We start from the raw sequence: 22015 nt of genomic DNA, 5'->3' as shown, positions 1-22015 counted from the left end.
CACATCGTCCGCAAAATGTGTCACCTTACGCTCCTAAGGTGACACATTCCGGCCCTAAGGTGACACCTTTGCCCTCTGGACCGTGTAAACCGTGTAAACCTGTCACCTTGTGCAGACACGGAAACGCCCGACGGTCGGGGGAAACGACCGCCGGGCTTCCGGGCCTTCCGGGGGACGGGAAGGCTTGTATCCAGTCTCTTAGCGCAGCAGCGAGAGGACGTTCTGCTGGCTCTGGTTGGCCTGTGCGAGCATCGCGGTGGATGCCTGGCTGAGGATCTGCGCCTTGGCCATCGCGGTGGTTTCGGCCGAGTAATCGGCGTCCTCGATGCGGCTGCGGGCGTCGGCCAGGTTGGTGGTGGTGTTGGTCAGGTTGTTGATCGCCGATTCGAGGCGGTTCTGGCCGGCACCGAGCGAGGCGCGGGTGGCGTTGACGTCCGACAGCGCCGCATCGACGTTGGTGAGCGTGGTCGCCGCCTTGGTCGCATCGGTCACGTCGAGGGCAGTCGCCGAGACCTTGGTGCCGTCGATCGCCTTGGAGGTCAGCACGACCTGCTGGCCGCCCTGCGAGCCGGTCTGGATGTTGAAGGTGAGGTCGGCGCCCGCGGTGGTCGAGATCAGCGTGTTGCCGTTGAACTTGGCCTGCGTGAAGCTGTCGTTGATCTGCGTGGTGAGCGCGGTCACTTCCTGCTGCATCGCCGCGCGGTCCGAGGTCTGGTAGGTGCCCGAGGCCGACTGGATCGCCAGTTCGCGCACGCGCTGCAGCATGTTGCCGACTTCCGACAGCGTGCCTTCGGCGGTCTGCGCCAGCGAGATGCCGTCGTTGGCGTTGCGGATGCCTTGGCTCATGCCGCGGATCTGCGAGGTCATCGAGGTCGAGATGGCGAGGCCCGCCGCATCGTCCTTGGCCGAGTTGATGCGCTTGCCGGTCGACAGGCGCTCCATCGCGGTGCCGAGAGCCTTGTTGGCCGAATTCGAAGCGTTCGAGGCGCGGATCGCGCTGATGTTGGTGTTGATGACTGACATGTGTTGAACCCCGGTAAGCCTTTCGAGCGGCCCCGGAAGTGGAGCGCTCTTCACATGTCGAGAAGAACGGCGGGTGCGCGCAGGATTTAAGTCCGTTTCGCTTTCGCTTGATCGCAGACTGATTACCCCGCATGCAGCGGCTTCGTTCGCACTTGCAAACAAAAGGAAATAGAATGCCTTCCGGCCTTGTCGCCCTGCTTGACGACGTTGCGGTCATCGCTCGTGCCGCTGCCGCCTCCATGGACGACGTGGCGGCGGGGGTGGCCAAGGCCGGGACCAAGGCGGCGGGCGTGGTGATCGACGATGCGGCGGTGACGCCGGGCTACGTCACCGGCTTCACGCCCGATCGCGAACTGCCGATCATCTGGAAGATCACAAAGGGCTCGCTGTTCAACAAGCTGGTGATCCTGCTGCCGGTAGCGCTGCTGCTGAGCGCCTTCCTGCCGATGGCGATCACCCCGATCCTGATGGCGGGCGGCCTCTACCTCGCGTTCGAGGGCGCCGAGAAGGTGCTGGAGAAGCTGGGCGGCGAGAAGCACGGCGAGACGCTGGACGATCCGGTGAGCGATGTCACCACTTTCGAGAAGACCCGCGTTGCCGGGGCGATCCGCACCGACCTGATCCTCTCGGCTGAGATCATGGCGATCGCGCTGTCGCAAGTGGAGGATTCCAGCTTCATCGCCCGCGCTGTGGCACTGGCGGTGGTGGGCATTCTCATCACCATCGGCGTCTATGGCGCGGTGGCGCTGATCGTGAAGATGGACGACGTCGGCCTGCACCTGACCAAGAAGCCGGGCGCGAGCGCGCAGGCGCTGGGGCGCGGGCTGCTGAAGGCCATGCCGATCGTGCTCAAGGTTCTGGGCAGCGTCGGCACGGTGGCGATGCTGTGGGTCGGCGGCGGGATTATCCTCCATGGGCTCGAGGAACTGGGCGTCCCCGGGCCTGCCCATGTCTCGCACGGTATCCAGCACGCGCTGGCCGAGGCAACCGGGCCGGTGGGGCCGGTGTTCGGCTGGCTGGGCTATGCGCTGGCTTCGGCGGTGGTCGGGCTGGTGCTCGGCGCGGTGGTGGCGGTGATCGTCCACCTCGTCGCCAAGGCGCGCGGCAAGGGGCACTGAGGCGGCGTTTGCAGGCGGTGTCGTCCCGGACTTGATCCGGGACCGCTGGCCGTGGACAGCCCGGAACGAAGCGAGGCGCCCCGCTGATAGCCCTCGCCTCAAGACTGCCACCGGTCCCGGATCAAGTCCGGGACGACGTCAGGGCAAAGCTGCCAGAACATCCTTCGCAAACACCGTCAGTGTATCGTCGCGTGCGCCCATGATGACCACGCGGTCGCCGGGACGGGCGATCTCCGCGATCCTCGCGGCGCAGTCCTCGCGGGCAGGGACATACTCCGCCTTGCCGCCATGGCTTTCGATCAGCCGGACGATCCGCTCAGAGCCTTCGCTGCGATCCACGGTGCCGCCGAAGTAGACCGGGTCGCACAGGATGGTCAGGTCGTCCGGGCCCAGCTTGCGGGCGATGACTTCGGCCAGTTCGGCGCCCATCTGCCGCAAGGGACCATAACCGTGCGGCTGGAAGAGCGCGATGACGCGGCCCGGATGTACCTTGAGCGTCGAGAGCGTCGCCGAGACCTTGTCAGGATTGTGCCCGAAGTCGTCGATCACCGCGATTCCCGAGGGCGAGATGCCCACCACGTCGAAGCGCCGCGCCAGCCCTACGAAACTGCCGAGCGCGACCACCGCCTCGGCCACCGGCACGCCTGCGGCATTGGCGGCAGCGATCGCGGCGAGCGCATTGTAGAGGTTGTGGCGGCCGGGCACCTTCAGTGTCAGCGCATGCTCGGTGCCCTCGCGCCTGTCGAGGATCGTGGCGGACAGCGAAGTCGGCTCCTCGACCACGTCGATCGCGGCGATCTGGGCGTCGGGCGAAGTGATCCCGAAGGTCACCAGCGAGCGCGCCCGATGGGCTAGTGCGGCGGTTTCCGCATCGTCGAGGTTGATCGCCGATACTTCGGCGCGGGCGAGGAAGTCGCCGAACAACTCGCGCAGTTCCTCGAGGCTCTTGTGATCGAGGCTGACGTTGCCCAGCACCGCCACCTTGGGGCGATAGAGCGCGATCGAGCCGTCGCTCTCGTCCACCTCTGACACGAAGGCATCACCCTGTCCGACGCGGGCACTGGCAAAGGGCGCATCGGGGCTGACGAAGTTCTTCATCACCGCGCCGTTCATGATCGTCGGATCGCGACCTGCCGCGGTCATGATCCAGCCGGTCATGCCGGTGACGGTCGATTTGCCCGAGGTGCCGCCAATGGCCACGCCGAAGGGCGCGGCATTGAACAGTGTCGCCAGCAACTGCGCGCGGCTCATCCGGGGGCACCCGAGCTGCGTCGCCCGTACCACTTCGGGCACAGTGTCCTCCACCGCAGCCGAGGCCACCAGCGTTTGCTCGGCCGAGGTCACGCCGCTGCCGTCCTGCGGGAACAGTTCGAAGCCCAGCGATTCGAGCCAGGCGAACTTCTCGGGCGTCCGGCCCTGGTCGCGGCTGCGGTCCGAGCCGCCGATGCTCGCGCCGTGGCCCTTGAGGATCAGCGCCAGCGGCAGCATGCCGGAGCCGCCGATGCCGCAGAAGAACCAGGGGTGAGTAGTGAGGTCGCTGGAGGGCGTTGGCAGGTCGGTCATAGACCGCAAGCCGTATGCGGCCTTGCCCGCCGTGACAACCTCGATAGGAATGCATGGCATGACACGTATCGCCGTCTGCGCACCGTCCACCCCGATCACCCGCGAGGATGCCGAGGCCGTGCTCGCGCTCGCCGCTGCCGAGTTTCCCGGCATGGAACTCGTCGTTCACGAGCAATGCTTCGCGCAGGAAGGGCACTTCGCCGGAACTGACGAACAACGCCTCGGTGCTCTGCTGGAGTGCGCCAACGATCCATCCGTCGATGCCGTGTGGTTCGCGCGGGGCGGCTACGGTGCGTGCCGGATTGCGGAGGCCGCGCTGGAGCAGATGGGTCATGCGGCGGTCGGCAAGACCTACCTCGGTTATTCGGACGCAGGCTATCTGCTTGGCGGGCTCTATCGCGAGAGGATCGGCAAGCCCGTCCACGGCCCCATGCTGGCGGACATTCGGCGCGCAGGTGGCGCCGACGCGGTTCGCCGTGCGCTTGCCTATCTTTCGGGCGAAAGGGACGGCCTGGAACCCTCGCTTGGCGGCGAGCGCCACGCCGTCGCCGCCTTCAACCTGATGACGCTGGCCATGCTTGGTGGCACGCGGCTGATGCCGGGGCTCGCCAACCACGTGGTCATGGTGGAGGAAGTCTCGGAATATCTCTACGCCGTCGACCGCCTGTTCTTCCACGCGACCGCGCATCTCGGCGGTATCGCGGGCCTTCGCCTCGGCCGCGTCAGCGACGTGCCGGAGAACGACCGCCCCTTCGGCACCGATGCCGAGCAGATCGCGCGCTACTGGTGCGAACGCCACGCGATCGCTTTCCTTGGCGCGGCGGACATCGGCCACGATGCCGCAAATAAGATAGTTCCCTTCGGCTGACGAAGACGCCACTCTCCGGCTCAAACAGAACGGGAGAGACTGATGGCGCCCTTGCCGATCCGCCAGATCGCCTACTTCGTGCCGGATGTGCGCGCCGCCGCGCGGGCCCATTCCGCGGCCTTCGGCTCCGGGCCTTACTACGTGGCCGACCATATCGCGCTGACCCGCGCTGTCCATCGCGGGGTAGAGCGCGAACTCGATCACTCCAGCGCCTACGGCCAGTGGGGCGAAGTGATGATCGAGTTCTGCCAGCAGAACAATCCCGGCCCTTCGGCCTTTCATGACCTCTATCCGGAAGGCTCGGGGAGGGAGGGACTGCATCACGTAGCCTTGTTCGTCGATAATCTGGATGCAGCCGTCGCCGACTTCACCGGGCGAGGGGCTACGCTGGCGCTAGACGCGCAGATGACCGACGGGTTCCGTTACGTTTTCCTCGATACGATAGCAACTTACGGGCACATGCTCGAATTGTACGAGCCGACCGACAACCTCAAGGGCTTCTACGAATACGTGCGGCGCAAGGCGGGCGACTTCTCGAAGGGCGTCACCCAGGACATCGCTTTCGGGTGACGTGCGTGTCTCAGGGCTTGCCCTGAGCGGCCAAGGTCAATAACCCGCCGCGCCACAATCGATTCGCAATCGGCGAGAGGCTCGCGCCCGCCGTGCAAGCCAAGGAGCGGTCGCAGATGCGTGCATTCGTTTTCCCCGGACAGGGTAGCCAGAAGGTCGGCATGGGTGCCGAACTCGCACAGGCCAGCGCCGTCGCGCGCGAGGTCTTCCAGGAGGTCGACGAAGCGCTCGGCCAGAACCTCTTCCGCATCATGAGCGAAGGCCCCGAGGACCAGCTCACCCTCACCGAGAACGCCCAGCCTGCGATCATGGCCAACGCCATCGCGGTGCTGCGCGTGCTGGAGAAGGAAGGCGGCATCAGCCTCGCCGACAAGGCGGACTTCGTCGCCGGTCACTCGCTGGGTGAGTACACCGCGCTCTGCGCCGCAGGGGCCTTCAGCCTCGCCGACACCGCGCGCCTGCTGAAGCTGCGCGGCCAGTCGATGCAGGCCGCCGTGCCGGTTGGCGTGGGCGCCATGGCCGCGTTGCTGGGCGCCGACATCGAGAAGGCCACTGCGCTCGCCGAAGCGGCGGCCGAAGGTCAGGTCTGCACCGTAGCCAACGACAATGACCCCACGCAGGTCGTGATCTCGGGCCACAAGGAAGCGATCGAGCGCGCCATCGCGCTGGTCAAGGATCACGGCATCAAGCGCGGCATCGCGCTGCCGGTCTCGGCACCGTTCCACTGCCCGCTGATGCAGCCCGCCGCCGACGCCATGGCCGAGGCGCTTGCCGCGACCCCTCCGGGCGCGCTGCGGGTGGCGCTGTTCGCCAACGTGACGGCTTCGGTCGTGACCGACCCGGCCGAAGTCCAGCGCCTGCTGGTGGAGCAGGTCACCGGCCGCGTCCGCTGGCGCGAGAGCGCGATCGCGATGCACGCGGCGGGCGTGGAGCGCTTCGTCGAGATCGGCGGCAAGGTCGTCGGCCCGATGATCAAGCGCTCGGCGGGCGAGGTGGACGTCGTGGCCGCGATCTCGATGGCTGAAATCGAGGAGCTGGCCAAGAGCCTCTGATTTTCCGCATGGCCCCGGGCTTGACCCGGGGCCGCACGCCGTCAGATGAAGCATCGCCGGGATGGCGATCTAGGAGTTTCTCATGTTCAACCTCAACGGAATGACTGCCCTGGTGACCGGCGCAAGCGGCGGGATCGGTTCGGCCGTGGCCCGCGCGCTGGCGGCGCAAGGTGCGCGCCTCGCAATCTCGGGCTCTAATGCCGACAAGCTGCGCGCCTTCCGCGAAGAACTCGACGAGCACACCCCGCAGCATCTGCAGGAAGTCGACCACGTCTCCATCGCCTGCAACCTGGGCGATGCCGAGCAGGTCGAGAAGCTGGTCCCCGCCGCGCTCGAGTCGCTGGGCCAGATCGACATTCTCGTCAACAATGCCGGCATCACGCGCGACAACCTCGCGATGCGCATGAAGGACGAGGAATGGGATCAGGTGATCCGCATCAACCTCGAATCGACCTTCCGCCTGATGCGCGCCGTGACTAAGCCGATGATGAAGGCGCGCTATGGCCGCATCATCAACGTGACCTCGGTGGTCGGCACCACCGGCAACCCCGGCCAGATGAACTACTGCGCGGCCAAGGGCGGCATCACCGCCATGTCCAAGAGCCTCGCGCAGGAAATCGCCAGCCGCGGCGTGACGGTGAACTGCATCGCACCGGGCTTCATCCGCACGCCGATGACCGACGTGCTGCCCGACGCGCAGAAGGACGCGCTCAACGCCCGCATCCCGATCGGCCGCATGGGCGAGGGCGACGAAATCGCCGCAGCCGCCGTGTACCTTGCCAGCAGGGAAGCGGGCTACGTCACCGGCCAGACCCTGCACGTCAACGGTGGCATGGTGATGGTGTGATCTGATGCAACGGTGGGCACGGTTTTCGGCGCTTGCGGCTTTGCTCGCGGCGTTGGGATCGTGCTCGTCAGAGCATGAGATGACGGCCCGGATGATCGGCGGGCGGCTGGCCTTCGATGCCTTGGGCGGCTGGTGGTCGCGCGCTGATTGCTTCTATTCGATCGATGTCCGAGCACAGAGCGGACCTTCTGCGAATCTAGAGGTCGGCGATGACGAAGATCGAGTCACGTCCGGAACCTACTGGTTCGACTGGCGCGATTCCTGCGAGAACGCTTATCCGGTGTTCTACGGTCAAGTTCTCAAGGGCGGGCGCTATCGTGGCCAGAATGGAGCGGTATGGCCACATGTGTCGCCCAAACCCTTGCTTGCCAACGTCATCTACAGTGCAAGTACGCTGAGTCCCGGCTCCAGTTATGGCTCGGTCTACTTTCGGCTCGATGGCCATGGCGGCGTGCAGGTGCTCGACTGGAAGGACGTGGAACGCTCCGCCTCGCCAAGTTCTCCATAAGAACCCTTGATTTATCCCCAGATTCGCGGTTTTCCGCCCACATCCGGCTTGCCGCGCTCCGGACTCCCGTTAGAGATAGTCGTCCGAATTTAAGGGATATCCTTATCCCGTGCCCGACCAAGGGGGACTTGAGGCTGTCATGAAGGCCACTATCGAACGTTCCACGCTGCTGCGCTGCCTTTCCCACGTGCAGTCGGTCGTCGAGCGCCGCAATACCATTCCGATCCTCTCGAACGTGCTGATCGAGGCCGCCGCCGGCGGTGCGCTCAAGATCATGGCGACCGACCTCGACCTGCAGGTCGTGGAAACGCTGAGCGCGGTTTCGGTGGAGCAGGCGGGTGCGATCACCGTCTCGGCGCATCTGCTGTTCGACATCGCGCGCAAGCTGCCCGAGGGCAGCCAGGTCAGCCTCGATTCGGCGGACAACCGCATGGTCGTGAAGGCCGGTCGCAGCCGCTTCCAGCTGCCGACGCTGCCGCGCGACGACTTCCCGATGATCGCGGAAGGCGAACTGCCGACCAGCTTCGAGGTGCCCGCCGCCACGCTGGCACAGTTGATCGACCGCACCCGTTTCGCGATCTCCACCGAAGAGACGCGCTACTACCTCAACGGTATCTTCCTGCACGTCAGCGACGAGGAACTGAAGGCCGCCGCCACTGACGGTCACCGTCTGGCGCGCTTCACCATCGCCCGTCCGGACGGCTCGGAAGGCATGCCCGACGTGATCGTGCCGCGCAAATGCGTAGGCGAACTGCGCAAGCTGCTCGAAGAGGCGCTGGACACCAACGTGCTCGTCGATCTGTCTGCCAGCAAGATCCGCTTCACGCTGGGCGGCGAGCACGGCGTGGTGCTGACCAGCAAGCTGATCGACGGCACGTTCCCGGACTACACCCGCGTTATCCCGACCGGTAACGACAAGCTGCTCAAGGTCGATCCCAAGAGCTTCTTCCAGGGCGTGGACCGCGTGGCGACGATCGCCACCGAGAAGACCCGCGCGGTGAAGATGGCGCTGGACAGCGACCGGATCACCCTGTCGGTCACCTCGCCCGACAATGGCACGGCAGCGGAGGAAGTGCCCGCGCAGTACGCCGCTGAAGGCTTCGAGATTGGCTTCAACGCCAATTACCTCAAGGACATCCTCGGTCAGATCGACGGCGACACGGTGGAACTCCACCTTGCCGACGCGGCCGCGCCGACGCTGATCCGTCAGGACGACAAGAGCCCCGCGCTCTACGTGCTGATGCCGATGCGCGTCTGACCTTCGCGGCAGGCAAGAGAAAAGGGCCGGGGCGAAAGCTCCGGCCCTTTTTCTTTGTCATGGCTAAGGGTTCAGGCCCGTCCGGTGGCCTCGATCATCTTTTCCAGTTCGACGAACTTCTCGCGCGGGGCGCCATCGCGGGCAGCGGCGACTTCGGCTTCGTCGATCTTCTGCCAGTCGGTGAACTTGACGACCTGGATGCTGCGTTCTTCCGCGAGGGCATCGAAGCCGGGGCGGCCCGGTTTGCCGGAATCGCCCTTCATGTCCGCCGCGATCTTCTCGACGATGGCAAAGCCGTCCGGTCGGTTGGTGCCGATCGTCCCGGTCGGCCCGCGCCGTGCCCAGCCCACGCAGTAGAGACCGGGGGCGATGCGGCCTTCGATGTTGGCGAAACGGCCGCCCTGCTCGTCATAGGGCACGTCGGGGATCGGCGAAGTCTGATAGCCGATGCAGGCCACGACGATCCCGGCAGGGATGCGATAGGTTTCTCCCGTGCCGATGGCCTTGCCGTTCTCCAGGCGGGTGCGCTCCACTTCCACCGCTTCGACATGGGTGTCGCCGAGGATGGCCTTCGGGGCGGCGAAGAAGTCGAATTCGACCGTGACGTCATCGGCGCGCGGGTTCTGGTTGGTCGCGAAGGCGCGCAGCAGACCGAGGGATTTGCGAAGCCCCGTATCGAGGCCCGCGTCGGCTTCCAGCGGAGGCAGGTCGGCGGCATCCACTACGGGGTGCGCGCGTTCCAGCTTGGCGAGTTCGCCCAGTTCCTTGGGCGTCATCGCGATCTGATGCGGTCCGCGCCGCCCGAGGATCACGATGCGCCGCACCGCCGAATTGTGCAGGGCGGCGAGGGCATGGGCGACGATGTCAGACCCCGCGAACTCCGCCTCCGACTTGGCGAGGATACGCGCCACGTCAAGCGCGACATTGCCGTTGCCGACGATGACGGCGGTGTCGTGGCCCAGTTGCGGGTCGAGTCCGGTGAACTGCGGATGGCCGTTGTACCAGCCGACGAAGGCGGCGGAGCCGAAGACGCCCGGCAATTGCTCACCGGGCAGGCCGAGCTTGCGATCGTGCGGCGCGCCGGTGGCGAGGACCACGGCGTCGTAAAGGTTCTGCAATTCGGCGACCGTCACGTCCCGGCCCAGCATCACGTTGCCGACGAATCGGACGTTGCGGGTGAGCGCCGTGTTTTCATAGCGACGGGCGACCGCCTTGATCGATTGATGGTCGGGCGCGACGCCGGTGCGGATCAGACCGAAGGGCACGGGCAAAGTGTCGAATATATCGACGTGCACCTCATCGCCCCACTGCTTGAGTGCGGCTTCGGCGGTGTAGTAGCCCGCCGGGCCGGATCCGACGATGGCGATGTGCCGCATGGCTATGTCTCCCGTATCTGGCCGACTTCGTTGCCGGCCGGTTGAATGGAAGCAAGCACGGCGACGAAGCGGTATCAAGTGAAATGCTTCGGATTCCGGATCGTTGCCCGATCGATTGCGGTCGCCTCGCTTAACGGTTTCGCAACGGCGGCAAAGGCATGGTCGCGGGCATGAAGAAACCGGGTCTGCGTGGCGAACGACAGGCGGCGCATTCGGGCGCCGAGCGAGGGCTCCTGCCCGCAGCGCAGGAGGCGAAGAACGATTCGCACGGCGATGCCGCTCCCGCTGCGTCCTCCCCCTTCGCCGGGTTCGCTCGATGGAGCGGGCGGCCCGATGCCGGAGACTGCCTCCATTATTTCACGTGTCGCCGCTGGGTCCTGATGGGGCCGGCGCTGCTTGTCAGTGCGCTACTGATGGGCCTTATATCCGGGACATTGCCGGACATGGTGGCAGGCCTGTGCATGGCCCTCGGCATGGCGCTGTGCCTGCCTGCTTCGATCTATGCGCGCATGGAGCGCAGGGTGGTTCACAATGGATGGCAGCGCTATCCGCTGCTGTTCGTCGCGATCCTGCTGCCGATGATGCTGTTCGGCTTCGGAGCGGCGCGCTGGACGAACCTGCACCCGCACCTTGGCTGGGAGGTGACGGTCAACATCTTCGTCATCGTCGTGCTGATGGCGACGGCGTTGCTGGAGAATCGACTGACTTCGATCATTGCTGCGACGATCGGGCTATGGGGTGGCGGCTCGCTCCACGCTGGCTCGATGGCCTCGTTCACACTGCTGACGGTAGGCACGGTGATCGGCCTGCTCATGGCGATCCGGCAGGCGCGTACCGCGTCGTCGCAATCGAATCGCCACGCAGAGCGCGAGCGCGAGCAGCGCCGCGCCGAACAATTGCTGCATGAGTACGAGCAGACCGGGCAGGGCTGGTTCTGGGAGACCGACCGTCAGGGCAAGATCACGTATGTGACCCGGAGCATCGCCGCCTTGTTGGGCAGCACCGTGTCCGAGATGGAGGGCAAGCCCTTCACCGGCATGTTCATGCTGGAGGCTGCGGGGCAGGAGGGGGAGCGCACGCTGGTGTTCCATCTCAACACGCGCTCCTCGTTCCAGGACCTGGGCGTGCGTGCTGCGACGGGCGAGAAGGACGAGCGCTGGTGGTCGATCTCCGGTCGCCCCGTGCTCGACCAGTTCAACAATTTCATGGGCTTCCGTGGGTCGGGCACGGATCTGACCGAAAAGCGTCGCTCGCAGGCACACGTCACACAGCTAGCCCGGTTCGATTCGCTCACCAAGCTTGCCAACCGCTTCCAGATGTCGGAGTGGCTGGAAAAGATCCTGACCAGCCCGCGCATAGAGACCCGCGCCTGTGCGGTATTTCTGCTCGACCTCGACCGCTTCAAGGCGGTCAACGATACCATGGGGCACCCGGCGGGCGACGCCCTGCTCAAGCAGGTCGCCGAACGACTGAGCAATACCGTGGGCGATCGCGGCCGTGTCGGGCGCCTCGGTGGCGACGAGTTCCAGGTGATCCTCCACGGCGCGCAGAACCGCGAGGGTCTGGCTCATCTGGCGCGCCGCATTATCGAGAACCTGTCGCAGCCCTACACCATCGAAGGTGCGCGGGTGACCATCGGCGCCTCGGTCGGCATCGCACTGTGCCCCGATGACGGCATGACCTCGGACGCACTCATCCGCAACGCGGACCTCGCGCTTTACGCGGCCAAGGGCGGCGGACGCGGGCGGCATCACTTCTACGATGAGGACCTGCACTCCGACGCCAAGGAGCGCCAGCAGCTGGAGCAGGACTTGCGCGACGCCATCGCCAGCGGGTCTCTCGAACTGCATTATCAGCCGCAAGTGCGCACCACGAGCGAGAAGATCACCGGTTTCGAGGCGCTGCTGCGCTGGAACCATCCGGTGCACGGCTATATCTCGCCGGCCAAGTTCGTGCCGGTGGCCGAGGAGACCGGCCTCGTCGCGCAGATCGGCGAGTGGGCCTTGCGCACCGCCTGCGCCGATCTTGCAAAGTGGCCGGAAGAGGTGCGCGTCGCGGTCAACGTCTCGCCGCTGCAGTTCGCCAACCCCGCACTGCCGGCCATCGTCACCAGCGCGATCGCCGCTGCAGGCGTCTCGCCCGGTCGCCTGGAACTGGAGATTACCGAGAGCGTGTTCCTCGGCGACGACAGGACGACCGAGGCGATGTTCTCCGCGCTCAAGAACCTCGGCGTGCGGCTGGCGCTCGACGACTTCGGGACGGGCTATTCCTCGCTCGGCTATCTGAAGAAGGCGCCGTTCGACAAGATCAAGATCGACCAGAGCTTCGTGCGGGGCGCCACCATCCAGGGCAGCCGCAACGGGGCGATCATCTCCTCGATCGTCAACCTTGCCGAGGCGCTTGGCATGGAGACGACTGCGGAAGGCGTCGAAACGCTGGACGAACTGGACCTCGTGCGCATGCTGGGCTGCAGTCACGTGCAGGGCTACATCTACGAGCGACCACTCAATGCACAGAGCGTTCTAGCGCAATTGGCCGACGGCCTCGTAGCCGTGGCGAAAGGCCCGCGTTCGGCCCGCGCGACGCGGCAGACGATGCTGCGCAAGGTCGCGCTGGAACATGGACCGCACAGCTACGAAGGCACCATTCGCAACATCTCGCAGCACGGCGCGATGATCGAGGGCCTGTGGAACGTGCCGGTGGGAACGACCTTCGGTGTGCATCTGGCGGATGACTATGTCGTCATGGCGACCTCGCGCTGGTGCAAGGAGGACCGCATGGGGCTCGAGTTCGGGCAGCCGCTGGAACTCGACGGCAATGGCGCGGTCCTGTTCACGCCGGTCCGGCCGAGGCGCGAGAAGTCGGAGACGGCACCGCTACGTCGTACCGCGTGACGCCTTGCGTACTTTTTCGCATTTTCCCGCGCCGGAGGTGATTTCACACCGGCGTAAAATGCTCTAACGGCGCTTCCATGACCGAACTCGCGCAGATCCGTAACTTCAGCATCATTGCCCATATCGACCACGGCAAGTCGACGCTCGCCGACCGTCTGATCCAGACCACCGGCGGCCTGTCCGAGCGCGAGATGAGCGCGCAGGTGCTCGACAACATGGACATCGAGAAGGAACGCGGCATCACCATCAAGGCGCAGACCGTGCGCCTGAACTACACCGCCTCCGATGGCCTGACCTATGAGCTGAACCTCATGGACACGCCGGGCCACGTCGATTTCGCTTACGAAGTCAGCCGCAGCCTTGCCGCCTGCGAAGGCGCACTGCTGGTGGTGGACGCCGCGCAGGGCGTGGAAGCGCAGACGCTGGCGAACGTCTACCAGTCGATCGAGCACAACCACGAGATCGTGCCGGTCATCAATAAAATTGACCTGCCCGCCGCCGAGCCGGAAAAGGTGCGCAACGAGATCGAGGAAGTGATCGGCATCGACGCTTCCGAGGCGGTCATGGCCAGCGCCAAGTCGGGCATCGGCATCGCCGAAGTGCTCGAAGCCGTCGTCAAGAAGATCCCGCCGCCCAAGGGCGAGCGCGACAAGCCACTGAAGGCGATGCTGGTCGATTCGTGGTACGATCCGTACCTCGGCGTCGTCATTCTGGTCCGCGTCATCGACGGTGTCATCAAGAAGGGCCTGCCGGTCAAGTTCATGCAGGGCGGCACCGACCACCTCGTCGATCGCGTCGGCTGCTTCACGCCCAAGCGCATTGACCTTCCCGAATTGGGTCCGGGCGAGATCGGCTTCATCACCGCGCAGATCAAGGAAGTCGAGCAGGCCAAGGTCGGCGACACCATCACCACCGTGAAGGGCGGCGCCACGCAGGCGCTTCCGGGATACAAGGAAGTGCAGCCCGTGGTGTTCTGCGGCCTGTTCCCGGTCGATGCCAACGACTTCGAGAAGCTGCGCGAATCGATCGGCAAGCTGCGCCTCAACGACGCGTCGTTCAGCTTCGAGATGGAATCGAGCGCGGCGCTGGGCTTCGGCTTCCGCTGCGGCTTCCTCGGCCTGCTGCACCTGGAGATCATCCAGGAGCGCCTGAGCCGCGAATACGACCTCGATCTCATCACTACGGCGCCTTCGGTGGTCTATCGCCTGACGATGACCGACGGGTCGATCAAGGAACTGCACAACCCGTCCGACATGCCCGATCCCGTGAAGATCGACTTCATGGAGGAGCCGTGGATCAAGGCGGTGATCTACACGCCCGACGAATACCTCGGCTCGATCCTCAAGCTGTGCCAGGATCGCCGCGGCATCCAGAAGGACCTCACGTACGTCGGCGGCCGTGCGCAGGTGACCTACGACCTGCCGCTGAACGAAGTGGTGTTCGACTTCTACGACCGCCTCAAGTCGATCAGCCGCGGCTACGCCAGCTTCGACTACGAGCAGACCGGTCTTCAGGAGGGTGACCTCGTGATGATGAACATCCTCGTCAACAACGAGCCGGTCGATGCGCTCTCGATGATCGTCCATCGCAGCCAGGCCGAACCGCGCGGGCGCGCGCTGGTGGAACGACTCAAGGAACTGATCCCCCGGCACATGTTCAAGGTGCCGATTCAGGCCGCCATCGGCGCCAAGGTAATCGCGCGCGAGACGATCAGCGCCATGCGCAAGGACGTCACCGCCAAGTGCTATGGCGGGGACATCAGCCGCAAGAAGAAGCTTCTGGATAAGCAGAAGGAAGGCAAGAAGCGCATGCGCGAATATGGCAACGTCCAGATTCCGCAGGAAGCCTTCATCGCCGCGCTGCGCATGGGCGAGGAATAAGTCTCACCTGACGGAGAGGCCGCGAAAAGGCCCGGCAACCGCCCCGGCGGTTGTCGGGCCTTTTCGCGTCGTTACCTCGGAACCCGATGTTTTTATGGTAAATTTTTGACTAACTATGTTTATGATTGCGACCGCGTAGTATCGCTCTGTAACGTTTAGATTAGAGCCGGGTGGGTCGCTGGCAGGATATGGCAGACAGGAATCTCAACGAGCATGGGTCGAATCGCGCTCTGGGCGCAGGGATTCTTCATGTCTTCCCCGGATTGACGTCCAAGCAGCATGAAGTGCTCCGCTTCGTATCCGAGAATCGCACCAGCAAGGAAATCGCGTGGGAACTCGGTATTTCCGAAAGCGCCGTGAACCAGCGGATCGAAGGTGTGCGCATTCGCGCTGGCTCCCCGCCGCGTGCCGAGCTGGCGCGGTCCTACCGGCAATATCTGCTGGATCAGGATGTGACCTGTAATCGGATACCAGATAAGATTCCTCAGGTTCCGGACGTGCTACCCGATGCACCAGTCAGGGCTCAGGACGAACCGGGTGTCAGCCTCGCTCTCTCGGATGCCATGACGTATACCGTCACGGCGCCGTGGCAGCGCGAGACTTACGAACGGATCGTCCCGGAGGTGCTCGATGGGGCAAATGCCGGGTTAAGCCGGACAGCCGCCATGGTCGCCATCGCCGGGGGTATGCTACTGGTGGCGATGGTGGGTCTTGGCGTCGTTCGTGCGCTGGCCGATCTGATCTGATCGGCACGGTCTTGTTTCAGCCTTCTCGAACCTGTGTTTGTGGCGCGCCCGTCGAGCCGGTCCCGCGTCAGGGGGAATATTGCCATGTCGATGACCATTGCTGCTGCTACTGCCCGGATCGCCCGCCAGCTTCCCGAGGCCGAACTCTCGCTCGATTCCGCTCTCCTTGCTTCGGCGCGTCTGATGGAATCGATGCTGCTGGCCCGCCAGGCGGACGGTATCGAGACCTTTACCGGTCAGACCGCGCTGATGCGTCTAGCCAAGGCGCAGCGCACCCTGATCGAAAGCCAGAACGACATGATCCGCGTACATCAGGAACTGCGCGGCGTCGGCCTCGAAGTGAAGGCGATCACCGACGACAAGGACTCTTGCCCGCCCAGCGGCATGCTCGACGCCGAACCGCTGCGCCGGATTGCCTGACGCGCGAACTCGTCCAGTCGGGACCGGGAGGGCATGTTCATGCCTGACCAGTCCTGGTTGGCGTTCACGTGGTCGAACAAGGATGTGGCGCAGTTCGCCATTTATGCCCTGCTGTTCCTCTACTGCCTTGTCCGCAAGCTACCTGGGCCCGAATGCATTCTCTCGGGCCTGCTGGTCGCCATGGGCACGATCGACCGGGCGTACCATTTCGCCGTCGATGGCTCGATTTTCTGGCACAAGACGAACCTTGGGCATCTGCTTATCGATGTGCTCGCAATGGTCTGTGCCTTCGTCGTCGCGCTCCACGCGAACCGGGTGTATCCACTATGGATAGCTGGAGCGCAGATCATCGCGATGTTTGGGCACATCTATCGGCTGCTGCTGACGGAGATCAACGCCTTCGCCTACGCCGTGATGTCGATCACGCCTTCATACATTCAGTTGGTGGCGATCGTTATGGGTATCATGTTTCACATGTCGCGGCGCAGGAGGCTGGGCAGCTATCCGTCCTGGCGCCGCTCTTCGTACCTTGCGCGGGCAGCAGAGCCGAGAACATTGCCCGGCGGCTGATTAGCCGTTTCGGCTCGCTGCGCACGATCTATTCGGCTTCTGTTGAGGCGCTACGCGAGGCATTGTTCGAGGCTGGCCAGCATGACGGCAGGGATTTAGCGGACGAAATCGCGCATGCGATAGCGGCCGCCCGGCGTCTTGCCGAAGCTGCCTCACGCGAGGCGATGTTGGGAGCGCCGCTCCAGACCGAAGCTTTCGCCTTCCGTCAATATCTCGTCAATAGACTTGGCAGCCGGCGCGAAGAGTGCGTACTGGTGTTCTTCTTCAATGGCGAAGGTGTCTACATCGCCGAGGACATCTACGCTGGCGGGAAACGGACCGAATGTCTTATCCCGCTTCGGCGCACGGTGCGCCGCGCTTTCGATCTGGATGCGAGGCGTATCGTGCTGGCGCACAACCATCCGTCCGGCACTGCCCGTCCAAGCAGTGACGACATCGTTGCCACGGCGAGGTTTCGGCAGATCGTCGAGCCGCTGGAAATACGGCTCGACGATCACTGCATCGTTGCGGGAAACGCGGTTGCCAGCATGAAGGCAATGGGGATTTTCTAGCCCTAGTTCTTTAGGCGCAGGCTGACGAAAAGAGTGCGCCCCTGTTCGGGATACCCATCGACGGTGGTGTAGTTCTCATCAAGCAGATTGCGCCCACCGAGGCCCAGAGTTGCCCAGTCGGTCACGTCGAAATCCACGCGCAGGTTGGCCAGCGCGTAGTCGCCGGTCTGGTAATAGCGCGTTCCCGCGGTGTTGACCGTCCAGCGCTTCGAGGCGATGTCGATGCTGGGCAGGATGCGCAGAGCTGGGATCGGCGACCACTCGGCCCACACGAAGCTCGAGTGCTCGGGAACGCCGGTGATGTGGAACGAGGCGATCTTGGACAGCGTAGGATCATCCAGCTTGCGATGTACCCAGCCGTAGTTGGCGCCGACCCGCAGCGTTTCCGCGATCTGCGCGGTCGCCGAGATGTCGGCACCGTAATAGTCGCCCGAACCGACGTTGCGGCTTTGCGCGGTGGACTGGCCCTGGTAGATGAACGGGAACGAGACGATCGCATCGTCCACCTTGGCATACCAGCCCGAGGCTTCGACGCGCAGCGGACCGAACTGGCGAGCGCCGCCCATTTCGACTTGGGTGGCACGCTCGGCCTTGAGGTCGGGGTTGGAGGTGGCGCCGCCGAAGCGGGTGCTGAAACGTTCGAAGATGGTCGGGAAGCGTGCGCGTGACGAGACCGAGAGGTGCATCGTGGTCGCCTCGTCGGGCGTCCAGAGCAGTTGCCCTTGCGCATTCCAAGCATCGCCGTTGCGCAAGTCGTAATAGACGAAGGCTCCCGAAGTATAGTCCTCGGCCCGGCGCAGATCGCGCCAGTCGTAGCTGGCGCCGACTACCAGTTCCAGCTGCGGCGTCAGCTTGTAGCCGTTCTCGATCGCGGCGCTGTAGGTTTCCTCGATCGTGGTTTGCCACGGCTCCCAGGTGCCCGAAGGGAAGCTCTGCTGGATCTCGCGGTGGCGGTCGTTGCGGAAGTGGAACGAGACGCTCAGTCGCTCGGCATCGCTGGGGTTGAGGTCCAGCTGGGCGGAGCCGCCGTAGGCACGATCGCTGTAGGCGCTGTTGAACGAACTGCGAGCGGTCTGCGTGTCTAGGTTTGCATTGTCGAAGCTGTCGAGGCTGTTCTTGAAAGTATTGTAATAGGCCCGCGTGCGCAGCGTTGCGATCTCTCCCAGCCGGGTGGTCGAGAGGAAGTAGACGTTCTGCAGGTTCCAGTACGGCCAGGTCCAGTAACGCAGGCCGGTCAGGTCAGAGACGTGCAGCGGGGCGAGCTTCTCGCCTTCCTGCCGGGTGAAGCTGATCGCATATTCGTCGGTCGCATTCGGGGTGAAGCCCAGCTTGGCGTTGACACGCCAGTCTTCCGAGCGCGACAGGTCGCGTTCGCCGCCGTCCTCGTTGTTGGTGGCATTGAACTTGTTCGGGAGGTCCCAGTGGTCGGTGAAGTTGCGCGCGTAGCTGGCCTGCGCGTACCACTTGTCGTGCCGCGTGCCGAGCGAAACGAAGCCGGTGTAGCCCGCATAGTCCGCGTCGTTGTCGAGGTTCAGGCTGAAGCGTGCTTCCGCGTCCAGTTCCTTATGCGGCTTGCGGGTGACGAGGTTAACTGCGCCGCCCATCGCACCGGGGCCGTTAAGCACCGAGACATAGCCCTTGGCGACCTGAATCTCGGCGACGTCGGGGGTCAGGAAGCGGCCATAGTCGAGCCGCCCGTCGGCGGGCAGGTAGACGCGGATACCGTCGATCGACAGCGGCACCTGATAGCGGTCGAAGCCGCGCACGTAGATCAGCCGTTCGTTGCGCGAATTTCCGGAAAGGCCGGAAGTGACGCCGGGGATCAGCTTGACCGCTTCATCCAGGGTATCGCGCGAGAAGTCGTAGATCGCCTCGGCGTTGACGGTGGACGCGGTGATGTCGCCGTTCTCGCTGCGCGGCGCGGTGACGACGATCTGGCCTAGCCCGAATGCGCTATTGGTGTCGTCCGCGGCGAATGCAGGCACGGTCGCACAGACCAGCGACGCGGCAAGCGCCGTAGTGATCGCATACTTCATGTTATCCCCCTTGAACCTTCTGTGGATTCGCGCTTGGAGCGAATCTGTATCCCGCCGTACATAATTCTGCTCGGCAGAATATAAATATATTCCTAGAGGCATAGATCGAGCACGGAGCCATGAGCATGAGACAAATCCTGGGTGCAATTATGCTCGCGATGGCAACGACCGGTTCGGCGCAAGCGGCCGAGCCGATGAGCGGGCATGATCAGGCGGCCTGCACGGCACCCGCGGCCGTTCCCGCCGATCTTGCGGGTTGGAGCGCGGCGCATCGTTCGATGAAGGCCGCGATCAAGGTCGATGCAGCATCCAGGGCGCTGCTAAAGCAGGGTGTTGCGGCCGATGCCGCGCTCGTCCCGACGCCGAAGGTGGCTTACGCGATAGAGCCCGGAAAGCCCGGCGGTTCGGTCAGCTTCGGCGGTCTATTCGCTTTCGATGTCGCGACGGCGGGACGCTATCGCGTGGCGCAGAGCGGACGTTCGTGGGTCGACGTGATCGTCGACGGCAAGGCGGTTCCCTCGGTCGCGCATGGCCGCGGGCCGGATTGCTCAGGGATTGCCAAGATAGTCGAGTACGACCTTCCGGCGGGTCGACACTTGCTGCAGATCGCGGCCAATGGAGAACAGGCGCTGACGGTGATGGTCGCGCCCGTACGATGAGCCGATCGGGCGGTTGGGCGCTGCTGCTGTCCAGCCTCGTTCTTGCGACCGGGGTGGGGGTTGCCCATGATGCCGGGAACAGCCTTGACGCACAAGTCGCGCTCGGGCGACGGCTATTCCACGACGGCGACCTCTCGATCAACGGCACACTGTCCTGCGCGACTTGCCACGATCCGCGGCACGCTTTCGCCGATGGCGTGCGGGCGCATCCCGGCGCCCATGGAGAGCCGGGGCTGCGCAACGTGCCTTCGCTGTTGAATGTCGGGAGCTTCTCGCCACTGACATGGGGCAATGCTTCCCTGACCACACTGGAGCAGCAGGCGATCGTGCCGATCGCGGGTGAGGATCCGGTCGAGATGGGCATGAAGGGGCAGGAGGCGGAACTGGCGCGCCGCCTTTCGACAAATCCTTGTTATCGGAAGCTGTTCAAGGCGGCATTCCCGGCGACGCGCGGTCGGATCGACTTTACTTCGGTTTCCGCGGCGCTGGCGGCCTTCCAGCGCACGATCGACAGCCATGAGACGGCTTGGGATTATGCAGCGGCAGGCGGTCCCGCATTGAATACGGCCGCCACGCGAGGTGAGGCGGTGTTCGCGCGCGAGTGTGCCGGATGTCATCGCGGGCGGGAATTCACCGACCTCGCGTTCCATCGCCTGCCGGGCGAGCCGGATGTTCCGGCTAACGGTGATTTCGGCCTCGGCCGCGCTACCGGGCGGCAGGAGGATCGCGGTCGGTTCCGTACGCCATCGCTGCGTAACGTGGTGCTAACCGCACCTTATCTGCACGATGGCAGCGCCGATACGATCTCAGAGGTGATCGCCCGTCACGGGATCATGCTGTCACCTGCGGAAACGGCCGAGGTGGAGGTCTTCCTGAATGCCCTGACCGATACGGCGGTAGTCGCCGATCCGCGCTATGCCCGGCCAGGCAAGGCCTGTGAGGTATCCTGAGGTCTCAGGCCACGGCGCAGCGGTTCCGACCGCCACGTTTGGCGTCGTAGAGCGGGCCGTCGGCGCGCGCGATCCATTCCTCGGCTACGGTGATGCCGCTGTCCAGCATCGCGATGCCGAAGCTGGCCGTCACTGCGATCGTGCGTGTCGGGGCGACGACGATGGGACGGGCCTCGATCGCGGCGCGGAAGCGTTCGGCGGCGGCAAGCGCTTCGGACACACCGGTTTCGGGCAGCAGCATTGCGAATTCCTCGCCGCCGAGACGTCCAAGCATGTCAGCGGAGCGCCCGGCCGTCCCCAGCGTGGCGGCAAGGTCGCGGAGCACCGCGTCACCGGCGGGGTGGCCCCATGTGTCGTTCACGGACTTGAAGTGATCGACGTCGATCAGCACCAGCGAGGCTGCCCTTCCGTAGCGATGGCAGCGGGCGATCTCCTGGTTGACCTTCTCGATGAAGCCGCGTCGGGTGAGAGCGCCAGTCAACTGATCGCGCTCGGCGATGCGACGCAGTTCCATCTCGTTGACGACGATGCGCGCGAAGTTGCGCAGGATGTCGAGTTCGCTCTCGGTGAACTCGCGCGTCTTGGTGTCCACCGCGCAGAGTGCACCCACGTTGTAGCCATCCGAGGTGACCAGCGGCACGCCCGCATAGGCGCGCACGTGCGGATCCTGAGTGACGGCAGGGTAGTCGGAAACGCGCGAATCCTGCGTTGCGTCCGGTATGAGGAGCGGGGCGTCTTGTCGGATGGCATGGGCGCAGAACGACTCGCTGCGGGGTGTCTCCGTGGCGTCGATACCCTCGATCGCCTTGAACCACTGCCGATCTTTATCGATTAGTGTGACGGCAGAGATCGGTACACTGAGGACAGTTCGCACGAGGTTCACGACATTGTCGAACGCCTCCTCGCGCGGAGTGTCGAGAATGGCGAGGCGCTGAAGTGCAGCGAGGCGGGCGGGTTCGTCGGCCAAGGCATTATGGGCATGCATCCGGCAAGTACTCATGCGGCACGCCGACGTCCTCGGCGCAAAGTCGGAGGTTCGATCCTCGCACATCTACATAGCAGATAGTTAACGAAATCGGAACGTCTGCAACCCTGCGGTGGTTGCGGCATTAGTCGAGCTATCATT

General features: G+C 64.5%; 20 protein-coding genes. 15 read left to right on the top strand and 5 right to left on the bottom strand.

Features of this window, described 5'->3' with window-relative positions:
• Positions 1–198 precede the first annotated feature (198 nt).
• Positions 199–1023, bottom strand: coding sequence for a flagellin N-terminal helical domain-containing protein (locus PKE80_RS05405; RefSeq protein ID WP_036522625.1), 825 nt, complete (start codon positions 1021–1023; stop codon positions 199–201).
• A 173-nt stretch (positions 1024–1196) separates the two neighbouring features.
• Between PKE80_RS05405 and PKE80_RS05400 the strand changes: the two genes are divergently transcribed.
• On the top strand, positions 1197–2141 hold the full coding sequence (locus PKE80_RS05400; protein ID WP_271181629.1) for a DUF808 domain-containing protein: 945 nt from the start codon (positions 1197–1199) through the stop codon (positions 2139–2141).
• Positions 2142–2279: 138 nt separating this feature from the next.
• On the opposite strand, the gene PKE80_RS05395 is transcribed toward PKE80_RS05400, so the two are convergent.
• A complete protein-coding gene (locus PKE80_RS05395; protein WP_271181628.1) occupies positions 2280–3704 on the bottom strand; it encodes a glutamate ligase domain-containing protein in 1425 nt (474 codons plus the stop codon).
• Positions 3705–3762: 58 nt separating this feature from the next.
• Between PKE80_RS05395 and PKE80_RS05390 the strand changes: the two genes are divergently transcribed.
• The 6 genes from PKE80_RS05390 (at position 3763) to dnaN (ending at position 8807) form a co-directional block, all read left to right on the top strand.
• Positions 3763–4572 (top strand): LD-carboxypeptidase, encoded by an 810-nt coding sequence (locus PKE80_RS05390; RefSeq protein ID WP_271181627.1) that lies wholly within the window; start codon positions 3763–3765, stop codon positions 4570–4572.
• Positions 4573–4614: 42 nt separating this feature from the next.
• Entirely contained in the window at positions 4615–5142 is a 528-nt protein-coding gene (locus tag PKE80_RS05385; RefSeq protein ID WP_271181626.1) for a VOC family protein, read from the top strand.
• 116 nt (positions 5143–5258) lie between these two features.
• Positions 5259–6194: an ACP S-malonyltransferase gene (gene fabD / locus PKE80_RS05380; RefSeq protein WP_271181625.1), complete on the top strand. Its 936-nt coding sequence runs from the start codon at positions 5259–5261 to the stop codon at positions 6192–6194.
• Positions 6195–6276: 82 nt separating this feature from the next.
• Positions 6277–7041, top strand: coding sequence for a 3-oxoacyl-[acyl-carrier-protein] reductase (fabG, locus tag PKE80_RS05375; protein WP_271181624.1), 765 nt, complete (start codon positions 6277–6279; stop codon positions 7039–7041).
• Between the two features lie 79 nt (positions 7042–7120).
• Positions 7121–7549, top strand: coding sequence for a hypothetical protein (locus PKE80_RS05370; RefSeq protein ID WP_271181623.1), 429 nt, complete (start codon positions 7121–7123; stop codon positions 7547–7549).
• 139 nt (positions 7550–7688) lie between these two features.
• A complete protein-coding gene (gene dnaN / locus PKE80_RS05365) occupies positions 7689–8807 on the top strand; it encodes a DNA polymerase III subunit beta (RefSeq protein ID WP_008830966.1) in 1119 nt (372 codons plus the stop codon).
• A gap of 71 nt (positions 8808–8878) precedes the next feature.
• Here dnaN and PKE80_RS05360 read toward each other — a convergent pair whose 3' ends face one another.
• Positions 8879–10183 (bottom strand): FAD-dependent oxidoreductase, encoded by a 1305-nt coding sequence (locus PKE80_RS05360; protein ID WP_271181622.1) that lies wholly within the window; start codon positions 10181–10183, stop codon positions 8879–8881.
• Positions 10184–10353: 170 nt separating this feature from the next.
• On the opposite strand from PKE80_RS05360, the gene PKE80_RS05355 reads away from it, so the two are divergent.
• The 6 genes from PKE80_RS05355 (at position 10354) to PKE80_RS05330 (ending at position 17244) form a co-directional block, all read left to right on the top strand.
• Positions 10354–13077 (top strand): EAL domain-containing protein, encoded by a 2724-nt coding sequence (locus tag PKE80_RS05355; RefSeq protein WP_271181621.1) that lies wholly within the window; start codon positions 10354–10356, stop codon positions 13075–13077.
• Positions 13078–13154: 77 nt separating this feature from the next.
• Positions 13155–14957, top strand: a complete 1803-nt coding sequence (gene lepA / locus PKE80_RS05350) for a translation elongation factor 4 (RefSeq protein WP_069707550.1) — start codon at positions 13155–13157, stop codon at positions 14955–14957.
• Positions 14958–15145: 188 nt separating this feature from the next.
• Positions 15146–15703: a helix-turn-helix transcriptional regulator gene (locus tag PKE80_RS05345; RefSeq protein ID WP_271181620.1), complete on the top strand. Its 558-nt coding sequence runs from the start codon at positions 15146–15148 to the stop codon at positions 15701–15703.
• Positions 15704–15787: 84 nt separating this feature from the next.
• On the top strand, positions 15788–16123 hold the full coding sequence (locus tag PKE80_RS05340) for a hypothetical protein (protein WP_271181619.1): 336 nt from the start codon (positions 15788–15790) through the stop codon (positions 16121–16123).
• Between the two features lie 39 nt (positions 16124–16162).
• Positions 16163–16693 carry a hypothetical protein gene (locus tag PKE80_RS05335; RefSeq protein ID WP_271181618.1) on the top strand — a complete coding sequence of 177 codons (531 nt, stop codon included), beginning with the start codon at positions 16163–16165 and terminating at the stop codon, positions 16691–16693.
• A 62-nt stretch (positions 16694–16755) separates the two neighbouring features.
• On the top strand, positions 16756–17244 hold the full coding sequence (locus tag PKE80_RS05330) for a JAB domain-containing protein (protein WP_271181617.1): 489 nt from the start codon (positions 16756–16758) through the stop codon (positions 17242–17244).
• Between the two features lie 2 nt (positions 17245–17246).
• Here PKE80_RS05330 and PKE80_RS05325 read toward each other — a convergent pair whose 3' ends face one another.
• Positions 17247–19280: a TonB-dependent receptor plug domain-containing protein gene (locus PKE80_RS05325; RefSeq protein ID WP_271181616.1), complete on the bottom strand. Its 2034-nt coding sequence runs from the start codon at positions 19278–19280 to the stop codon at positions 17247–17249.
• 125 nt (positions 19281–19405) lie between these two features.
• On the opposite strand from PKE80_RS05325, the gene PKE80_RS05320 reads away from it, so the two are divergent.
• Entirely contained in the window at positions 19406–19939 is a 534-nt protein-coding gene (locus tag PKE80_RS05320; RefSeq protein WP_271181615.1) for a homogentisate 1,2-dioxygenase, read from the top strand.
• On the top strand, positions 19936–20889 hold the full coding sequence (locus tag PKE80_RS05315; RefSeq protein ID WP_271181614.1) for a cytochrome-c peroxidase: 954 nt from the start codon (positions 19936–19938) through the stop codon (positions 20887–20889). The genes PKE80_RS05320 and PKE80_RS05315 overlap by 4 nt, the downstream gene beginning before the upstream one ends.
• A gap of 4 nt (positions 20890–20893) precedes the next feature.
• On the opposite strand, the gene PKE80_RS05310 is transcribed toward PKE80_RS05315, so the two are convergent.
• Positions 20894–21874, bottom strand: a complete 981-nt coding sequence (locus PKE80_RS05310; RefSeq protein ID WP_271182132.1) for a sensor domain-containing diguanylate cyclase — start codon at positions 21872–21874, stop codon at positions 20894–20896.
• Positions 21875–22015 lie beyond the last annotated feature (141 nt).

Source organism: Novosphingobium resinovorum, assembly GCF_027922145.1.
Taxonomy (GTDB): Bacteria; Pseudomonadota; Alphaproteobacteria; order Sphingomonadales; family Sphingomonadaceae; genus Novosphingobium; species Novosphingobium resinovorum.
This window is presented reverse-complemented; position numbering and strand designations above follow the sequence as displayed.